This window comes from Streptomyces sp. E2N166 (assembly GCF_003671715.1).
GTDB lineage: Bacteria > Actinomycetota > Actinomycetes > Streptomycetales > Streptomycetaceae > Streptomyces > Streptomyces thinghirensis.
Genome location: NZ_RAIF01000018.1, coordinates 250,128 through 254,036, shown reverse-complemented (window position 1 = coordinate 254,036; position 3,909 = coordinate 250,128). Strand labels below are relative to the sequence as shown.

Here is a 3,909-nt window from a genome sequence, read left to right as displayed (position 1 = left end):
CTGGGCATGCCGGTGACGAGGTCGAGCGTGGCCTCGGCCCAGGCGCCGCCGAACATGGTGAAGGGGAACGTCGACACGCCCATGGTGGGGTGCTCCGCCCCGGCCATCAGGAACCGGGTGCCGGAGGCGATCGCGCAGTACCTGCCGATGATCAGCTTCTCCGGCCCGTAGGCGTAGAGCACGTTGCGCGTCTCGAAGGCGGTGGCGTCGTCGGGATCGTCGTAGTAGGTGAAGTCGCCGACCTGGATGCGTTCGTCGGTGACGAGCGGCTTGAGGAGGACGACCCGGGGGTGCTGAGCGAGCGGGTGCAGGACGCCGGGGTCGGGAGCGGTCGTGGGGTCGGTCACGCGGTGACCTCGATTCTGGCCAGGGAGCCGGTTTCCAGGGCGCACCACACGGTGCCGTCGTGCCGGGCGATGCCGTGCGGTTCGCTGTCGGGGCGGGACAGCGGGTACGAGGTGACGCGGCCGTCGACGGTGATCCGGCCGACCCGGCCACTGCCCCACTCGGTGAACCACAGCGCACCGTCGGGCCCGGCCGTGACCGCGTGCGGCCGGGCCGCGGGGTCGGGCAGCGGGTACTCGGTGATCTCGCCGTCCACGGTGATCCGGCCGATCCGCCCGGCCCCGATCTCGGTGAACCACAGCGCGCCGTCGGGCCCCGCGGTGATGCCCACCGGCGCGGCGCCCCCGGTCGGCAGGGGATGGGCGGTGCCGCGGCCGTCGGTGGTGAGCCGTCCGACGGCGTTCTGCTGGTTGAGGGTGCACCACAGGGCCCCGTCCGGGCCGACCGTGACGGCCGACGGGAAGGCGCCGGGCGCCGGATACTCGGTGACCTCGCCGTCCATGGTGACGCGGCCGACGCGGTCGACGCCGGACAGCGTGAACCACATGGCTCCGTCCGGCCCGGCGACGATGCCGAACGGCCCGCCCTCGGGGGTCAGGGGCGCGAAGGAGGAGTAGGTGCCGTCGGGGGCGATACGGCCGACGCGGTGCGCCCGGTACTCGGTGAACCACATCGCCCCGTCCGGGCCCGGCGCGATCACGGTCGGCCCGGCTCCGACCGGGTGGATGGCGACACTCCCGTCGCCCGGGTCCCGGCGGGCGACGGCGTCCTGGTGGACGAGGGTGAACCAGAGGGCGCCGTCCGGCCCTTCGGCGAGGGCGTAGGGACCGGCGTCCGGGCTGCTGACGGTGAACTCCCGTACGGTTAATTCGTTCATCGAGAGTAAACTTACCTAGGGAGCATCTTGGCTGTCAACATAAAAATACTACCGAGGTAAGATTTGCCCATGGACCTGAACACACCGGCGCCAGGCCTCCGTGAGACCAAGAAGCGCGAGACGCGGCAGCTGATCTCCGACCACGCGACCAGGCTCTTCATCGAGCAGGGCTTCGAGCGCACGACGATCGCGGAGATCGCCGACGCCGCCCGCGTCGCCAAGAAGACGGTGACGAACTACTTCCCGCGCAAGGAGGACCTGGCCCTCGACCACCAGGACCAGTTCGTCGCCGCCCTGGCGGACACCGTCACCGCGCGCGAACCGGGCGAGACCCCGCTGGCGGCCCTGCGCCGTGCCTTCATGGCGTCGGTGGCGGCGCAGGACCCGGTCGCGGGCTTCGCCGGCCCGGCCTTCACCCGCATGATCGCCGACAGTCCCACCCTCACCTCCTGCCTGCGCGGCCTCCACGACCGACGGGAGGAGGCGCTGGCCGCGGCCCTGGCCGGGGCGACGGCCGCCTCGCCCGACGACATCACGCCCCGCACGGCCGCGGCACTGCTGGGCGGAGTCCACCGGGTCCTGTTCTCCCGCATCCAGGAACTGACGCTGGCCGGCTCGGCCAACCCGGAGATCGCTCAGGTGCTGACGCGGGAGGCGCCGCGCGCCTTCGACCTGCTGACACCGGTCCTGGCGGAGTACGGCCGCTCCTGAGCCCGCCCGGTGGCGGCCCGGATGCGGGAGCGAGGGGACGGGCTCAGACTGGCCGGGTGAGCGGAACGCACACGGAACGGAACGAGAACGCGCCCGGCGCCGGTCGCGCCGCCTCCCAGCCGCTGGCACTCTCCGCCATGATGTTCGCGGTGGCGATGACGTTCATCGACCAGACGATCGTCTCGATCGCCGCCCCCGACATCGTCTCCGAACTCGGGCTCTCCACCTCGGGCATGCAGTGGGTGATCAACGCCTATCTGCTCTCCCTGGCCGCCTTCTTCGCCCTCGGCGGGCGCCTGGCCGACCTGTGGGGCCCGCGCCGCGTGGTCGTGGTCGGCACCCTCGTCTTCGTCGTCTCCTCGGTGCTGTGCGGCTGCGTACCCGCCGGGGACCACGCACTGACCTGGCTCGTCGTCTTCCGGGCCACCCAGGGGCTGGGCGCCGCGCTGCTCTTCCCGGCCGCGCTCGCCGTGGTCGTGGCGGTCTTCCCCGTAGAGCGCCGAGGACGTGCCCTGGCCCTCTTCTTCGGCCTCACCGGCGCCCTGACCGCCGTAGGGCCGCTGCTCGGCGGCTGGCTGACGGCCTGGACCTGGCGGTCGATCTTCTGGGTCAACGTCCCCGTCGCGATCATCGCGCTGATCCTCACCGCTCTCGCCCGCGTCTCCGACCGGCGGCGCGACGAATCGCTGGACATCAGGGGCGCCCTGCTGATCGTCGCCGGCATGGGTCTGAGCGTGCTCGGCTTCCAGCAGGCGTCGGCCTGGGGCTGGGACAGCGCGGCGACGTGGGCCTGCATCGCGGGCGGCCTCGCCCTCCTGGCCTTCTTCTGCCACTACGAGCTGCGCGCCACCCGCAGGCACCCCCTGATCAACCTGGCCGTTTTCCGCGACCGCGCCTTCACCGTGGACGCACTGGTGCTCTTCTTCGCCATGCTGGCGTTCGTCCCCGTGTTCTTCTTCGCGTCCGTCTACGCCCAGGTCTCCCTCAGCGCCTCACCCAACCAGGCCGCGCTGTACCTGCTGTACTTCTTCGCCGGGTTCGCCATCGCCTCCCAGTGGGGCGGCCGCATCCTCGACAAGCGGGGCGCCCGCCCGGCGATGCGGATCGGCTGCGCGGTCGGCGCGGTGGGCTTCGCGCTCTGGGCGGGCAAACTCACCGACCTGTCCATGCACGACCAGTGGCCCTACGTCGCGCTCGCCGGCGCGGGCATCGGCTTCATCCTGGCCCCGGCGTCGACGGACGCGGTCAACCGCGCGATCGACGCCTCGTACGGCGAGGTCACCGGCATCACCCAGACCGTCCGCAACTACGCGGCCAGCGTGGGCCTGGCCGTCTTCGGCACCATGCTGACCCACACGATGACCGACAGGGTCGCGGAGACCCTCCGCAGCCGCGGGGCACCGCCGGACGCGGAGCACTCCCTCGCCCGGGACGTCACGCAGGCGATCACGGGCAACGCGGACTCCCGCACCCCCACCGGCGGCGGCGCGACGGAGACGACGATGCGGGAGGCGATGCCCGCGATCCGCATGGACTTCGCCGAGGCCAACCAGTGGGTCTTCTACGGCATGGCCGTCGCCCTCGCCGTCGGCTACTTCTGCGCACTGCGCCACCCGGGAGGCCGGGCGGCGACGGACGAGGACGACACGGGCTGAGGAGGAGGAAGCGGCTCCACGCCAGGCAGGGGCGCGTACGCGAAAACGCCTGGCGTTGCCCGCGGCTAGGCCATGAAGGGGCTTCCCTCTCTTTTCACCCCAAAAGAACGCGGGTGCCTTCGCTTTCCTCGCCTTCAGCGCCGCACCGGGCGACGCCCGCGCAGGCGCGCAGCCGGCCGTCGGACGCGTCCCGGTCGGGGACGGCGCGCAGCATCGCGTAGGGTCCCTCGGCCGGGTCGAGTCGGGGCAGGTGCCGGAGCACGACTCCGGTGCCCGCGCCGATCAGCCCGGACAGGACCGCCTCGGCCAGGGCGTGGTGGA

Annotated in this window: 4 protein-coding genes and 1 pseudogene; 2 read left to right on the top strand and 3 right to left on the bottom strand. The window is 72.2% G+C overall.

From position 1 onward, the window contains the following. Together EBH09_RS15415 and EBH09_RS15410 are read right to left on the bottom strand one after the other, a co-directional pair. Nucleotides 1-347 (bottom strand): annotated as a pseudogene (locus EBH09_RS15415) (antibiotic acetyltransferase); the annotation flags it as partial. Next, entirely contained in the window at nt 344-1,222 is an 879-nt protein-coding gene (locus tag EBH09_RS15410; protein ID WP_121747574.1) for a virginiamycin B lyase, read from the bottom strand. The pseudogene EBH09_RS15415 and the gene EBH09_RS15410, both read right to left, overlap by 4 nt. Nucleotides 1,223-1,291: 69 nt before the next feature. Between EBH09_RS15410 and EBH09_RS15405 the strand changes: the two genes are divergently transcribed. Together EBH09_RS15405 and EBH09_RS15400 are read left to right on the top strand one after the other, a co-directional pair. Beyond that, complete coding sequence (locus tag EBH09_RS15405) at nt 1,292-1,933, top strand: TetR/AcrR family transcriptional regulator (RefSeq protein ID WP_121747573.1); 642 nt, start codon at nt 1,292-1,294, stop codon at nt 1,931-1,933. Between the two features lie 137 nt (nt 1,934-2,070). Then, on the top strand, nt 2,071-3,588 hold the full coding sequence (locus EBH09_RS15400; protein ID WP_121747822.1) for an MFS transporter: 1,518 nt from the start codon (nt 2,071-2,073) through the stop codon (nt 3,586-3,588). A gap of 94 nt (nt 3,589-3,682) precedes the next feature. On the opposite strand, the gene EBH09_RS37835 is transcribed toward EBH09_RS15400, so the two are convergent. After that, nucleotides 3,683-3,909 (bottom strand): DUF6182 family protein (locus tag EBH09_RS37835; protein WP_238697325.1); only part of this gene is annotated, 227 nt, incomplete at its 5' end.